This window comes from Pseudomonas sp. P5_A12, from assembly GCF_056400685.1.
Window position 1 is genome coordinate 1 of the sequence record NZ_JBFUKU010000399.1, and the last position, 3,899, is coordinate 3,899.

The following is a 3,899-nucleotide window of genomic DNA, read 5'->3' on the forward strand; positions in this document are numbered from 1 at the left end:
GTACCAGCCCAAACCACCCTTGCCGCTGGTCGCGCCAAACACCAGTTCCGCGGCAATCAATGTGCGCCAGGCAAAGGCCCAGCCGATTTTCAACCCGGCAAGAATCGACGGCAACGCGGCCGGGATCAGGATGAACAGCACGAACCGCATGCCCTTGAGACCGTAGTTGCGCCCGGCCATGCGCAGGGTTTCCGAGACCCCGAGAAACCCGGCATAGGTGTTCAAGGCCAAAGCCCAAAGCACCGAATGCACCAGCACAAAAATCAGGCTGTTCTGCCCCAGTCCGAACCACAACAGGGCCAGTGGCAACAACGCAATCGCCGGCAGCGGGTTGAACATGGAGGTCAATGTGCTCAACAGGTCGCGACCAAACTGGGTCGACACCGCCAATGTGGTCAGGGCAAATGCCAGGACGATGCCGATCAGGTAACCCTTGAGCAACACCACCAACGAAATCCACACTTTGCCCAGCAGCTCACCGCCAAGCAGGCCGTCATACAGCGCGCTGGTGGTTTGCACAAAACTTGGCAGCAACAAGTCGTTGTTCTGAACACGGGCAACCACTTCCCACAGCACCGCCAGCAAAATCAGGATCAGGCTTTTACGAATCCAGCCCTGTTGCCAGAGGCGCTGACCAAGCGGCAGTTCACGCTCCAGCGGTACGCTGGTCAGCGGCTGTAAAACGGTTTCGAACTCTTCACGCACTGATGACAAATGGCTCATCGGGCAATCCTCTCAATGGCTCAATAAGCGATGCGAATATCGGAGAAATCCAGCTCACGCTCGGTTTCCGGGGATTGACCTTCATCGAACAACAACCGATGAATCCGTCGCGCCGACTCCTGAAATGCAACGCCACCGAGGCTGTGCAAATCGTATTGATGGCTGTGGACTTCCGCCCGCACTCGGCCCGGATGCGGCGACAACAGCAGAATGCGATTGCCCACCACTAGCGCTTCTTCGATGGAGTGCGTGACGAACAACAGCGTGAAACGCACCTCTTCCCAGAGCAGCAGCAATTCTTCCTGCATCTTGCGGCGGGTCAGCGCATCGAGGGCGGCGAAGGGCTCGTCCATGAGGAGGATTTTCGGTTGCATCGCCAGCGCTCGTGCGATGGCGACTCGCGCTTTCATGCCACCGGACAAGGTATGCGGATAAGCATCGACAAACGCCGCCAGCCCCACCTTCTCCAGATAGTGCAGCGCCCGCTCTTCAGCCTCTTTACGTTTGAGCGTTTTGGACGCCAGCAGCGGAAACATCACGTTCTGTTTGACGGTTTTCCACGGTGGCAGTTGATCGAACTCCTGAAACACCACGATCCGGTCCGGCCCCGGCGCATGCACGGTTTGCCCCTGAAGACGAATCTCGCCTTCACAAGGCTGAATGAACCCGGCAACCGCCTTGAGCAGGGTAGATTTGCCGCAACCGGACGGACCGAGCAGCACAAAGCGGTCCGCCGGATCGATTTCAAAACTGACTTGATGGGTCGCTCGCACCACACGCTGCGGCGTGCGGTATTCGAGGCTGACATTGTCGACCGACAACAGCGCCTGGGCTGTGGCGTTCGGTTTGCTGACCGTGTGGCCTTGCAAAGGGGCATTCATGACAATCAGCTCCCTTGCAATGGTTTGGTGTCCTGGAAGAAGTAATCCTTCCACGAATCCGGTTTGTTTTTGATCGCGCCGACCCGGTAGAGGAACTCGGCCAGTGGATAGGTATTTTTCGGCGTGATGCTGAATTCGAATTGCGGGTTGTCGATGATTTTCAGCAACGCGGCGCGGTCGATTTTCGCCTTGGTGACGCGGATGTACGTGTCGGCTGCCGCACCTTTATCGTTCTGCGCAAATTCAGCCGCTTCGGTCAGCGCCGCAATAAACGCCTTGTAGGTTTTCGGGTTCTCGTCACGGAATTTCTCGGTCGCAAACAGCACCGTTGGGGAGTTCGGGCCGAGTACGTCATAGGAGTTCAACACCACATGGACGTTGGGGTTCGCCAGCTCCTGGTCCTGGAACGGCGGATTAGAGAAGTGCCCGGACAATTCAGTGCCACCGGCCACCAACGCGGCCGTGGCGTCCGGGTGCGGCACCGCGATGGTGTACTTGTCGAGGCGATTGAACTCCTTGTCACCCCACTGCTTGGCAGCCGCGTATTGCAGGAAACGCGATTGTACTGACACACCCACTGCAGGCACCGCAATACGGTCCTTCTCGGTGAAATCGGCGATGGTTTTGACGTTGGGGTTGTTGCTCAGCAGGTAGTAAGGGAAGTTGCCGAGGGAAGCCACGGCTTTGACGTTCTGCTTGCCGTGGGTGCGATCCCAGATCGTCAGCAACGGGCCGACACCAGCGCCAGCGATATCAATCGACCCCGAGAGCAGCGCATCGTTGACCGCCGCGCCACCGGACAGCTGAGTCCAGTCGACTTTGATGTCGATGCCTTCCTGCTTGCCGTACTTCTCGATCAGGTTCTGATCGCGCACCACATTGAGCAACAGGTAAACAATGCCGAACTGCTCGGCGATACGGATTTCACCTTCGGCGTGGGCCACAGTCGGCGCCACCAGGCTGCCGGCGATCAGGCTGAAACCCAGACCGATGGCGGCCGCCAGCGGTGCAAAGGGAAGACGTTTGGACATGGGAGTTCTCCGACAAATCAGAAAGGCGCGTCGCCCTGGATGGTGGTGCGATACAACTTGCGGCGCAGATGGCTGGGGCATCCGGCGGCGAGGTGAATCAGCGAGCGGTTGTCCCAGAACACCAGGTCATGGGGCTGCCATTGATGGCGGTAAATGTTCTGCGGCAGCACGCTATGGGCATAGAGCTCATCGAGCAGTTGCTTGCTCTCGTCTTCCGGCAGACCGATGATGCGCGTCGTGAAACCCTCGCTGACGAACAACGCCTTGCGCCCGTTTTCCGGGTGCGTGCGCACAACTGGATGAACCACTTCGGCGACTTGAGCGAGCTGCTCAGGCGTCAGGGTCGGGCGCCAGTTGCCTTCGAATTTGGTCTCGCTGTAACGCGCGGTGTAGGAATGCGCAGCGGATCGGCCTTCAACCGCTTTGCGCAACGCGTCGGGCAGGTTGTCCCAGGCTTTGTGCATGTCGGCGAACAAGGTGTCGCCGCCTTCGGAGGGCAGTTCCTGGGCGTGCAGCATCGAGCCCAGGCTGGGCAGTTCTTTATAGGAAAGGTCGGAATGCCAGAACTTGCCGGCGTCACCGAGGCCGATGGATTGGCCGTTTTCGATGATGTTGGAAACGATCAGAATTTCCGGGTGGCCGGTCAGCAAAAACTGCTTGAGCACATGGATTTGCAACACGCCGAATCGACGGCTGAAAGCGATCTGCTGTTCAGGGGTAATGCGCTGGTCGCGGAACACCACGACGTGATGATCCAGGTGCGCACGATGGATGCGGGCGAAGTCCTGATCGTTGAGGGGTCGAGACAGGTCGAGGCCGATGATTTCAGCTCCGACGGCGCCGCTGAACGGGCGGATGTCGATGGTTTGAGGCGCGATGCCTTGAGAGGCATTCGCTGAAGACAAAGAGACAGCTGACATAAAAATCACTCCCACGCACGGCACGCTCAAGGGCGCGCACGTCGATCAAGAAACTCACGGATGTCCCGTGTTGGTTCGTGTCGTGCGGCGCGCCGATTGGTCGGCGGGTACGCAATGGAGTGACTTTATAGGCATAAGAATTGATATTTAAATACCGTTAGTGAATAACGATATGGCTTTTCTCTAACACCGACCTTATGGGGACCGGACCCAGGCCCGTGAAGCGTTGGGTGGGTTGAGTCAGTTGATTGATGATGAAGAAACAGGGTTGATCTAACTCTAAATCCCCAATTTTTTTGGTGTTTGTTCTGACGCCATCGCGAGCAGGCTCGCTCCCACATTGG

The 3,899-nt window shown here is 57.9% G+C and carries 4 protein-coding genes and 1 pseudogene; 1 reads left to right on the forward strand and 4 read right to left on the reverse strand.

What is annotated here, in order from left to right; translation table 11 throughout:
* From AC1DSG_RS28700 to AC1DSG_RS28715, 4 genes are all read right to left on the reverse strand, one after another.
* The coding region (locus AC1DSG_RS28700) for an ABC transporter permease (RefSeq protein ID WP_477793893.1) at window positions 1-723 on the reverse strand (723 nt) is incomplete at its 3' end.
* 20 nt (window positions 724-743) lie between these two features.
* Complete coding sequence (locus AC1DSG_RS28705) at window positions 744-1,604, reverse strand: ABC transporter ATP-binding protein (RefSeq protein ID WP_477793894.1); 861 nt, start codon at window positions 1,602-1,604, stop codon at window positions 744-746.
* A gap of 5 nt (window positions 1,605-1,609) precedes the next feature.
* Window positions 1,610-2,635 (reverse strand): ABC transporter substrate-binding protein, encoded by a 1,026-nt coding sequence (locus AC1DSG_RS28710; protein WP_477793895.1) that lies wholly within the window; start codon window positions 2,633-2,635, stop codon window positions 1,610-1,612.
* Between the two features lie 17 nt (window positions 2,636-2,652).
* Window positions 2,653-3,555 carry a TauD/TfdA dioxygenase family protein gene (locus AC1DSG_RS28715; protein WP_477793896.1) on the reverse strand — a complete coding sequence of 301 codons (903 nt, stop codon included), beginning with the start codon at window positions 3,553-3,555 and terminating at the stop codon, window positions 2,653-2,655.
* Between the two features lie 202 nt (window positions 3,556-3,757).
* Between AC1DSG_RS28715 and AC1DSG_RS28720 the strand changes: the two are divergent.
* Window positions 3,758-3,832: pseudogene (locus AC1DSG_RS28720) on the forward strand (tryptophan synthase subunit beta); the annotation flags it as partial.
* Window positions 3,833-3,899: the final 67 nt, after the last annotated feature.

Excerpts from the sequence above, each read along its gene's own strand:
- AC1DSG_RS28705 (WP_477793894.1), bottom strand. The coding sequence starts at position 1,604 with ATGAATGCCCCTTTGCAAGGCCACACGGTCAGCAAACCGAACGCCACA.
- AC1DSG_RS28710 (WP_477793895.1), bottom strand. The coding sequence starts at position 2,635 with ATGTCCAAACGTCTTCCCTTTGCACCGCTGGCGGCCGCCATCGGTCTG.
- AC1DSG_RS28715 (WP_477793896.1), bottom strand. The coding sequence starts at position 3,555 with ATGTCAGCTGTCTCTTTGTCTTCAGCGAATGCCTCTCAAGGCATCGCG.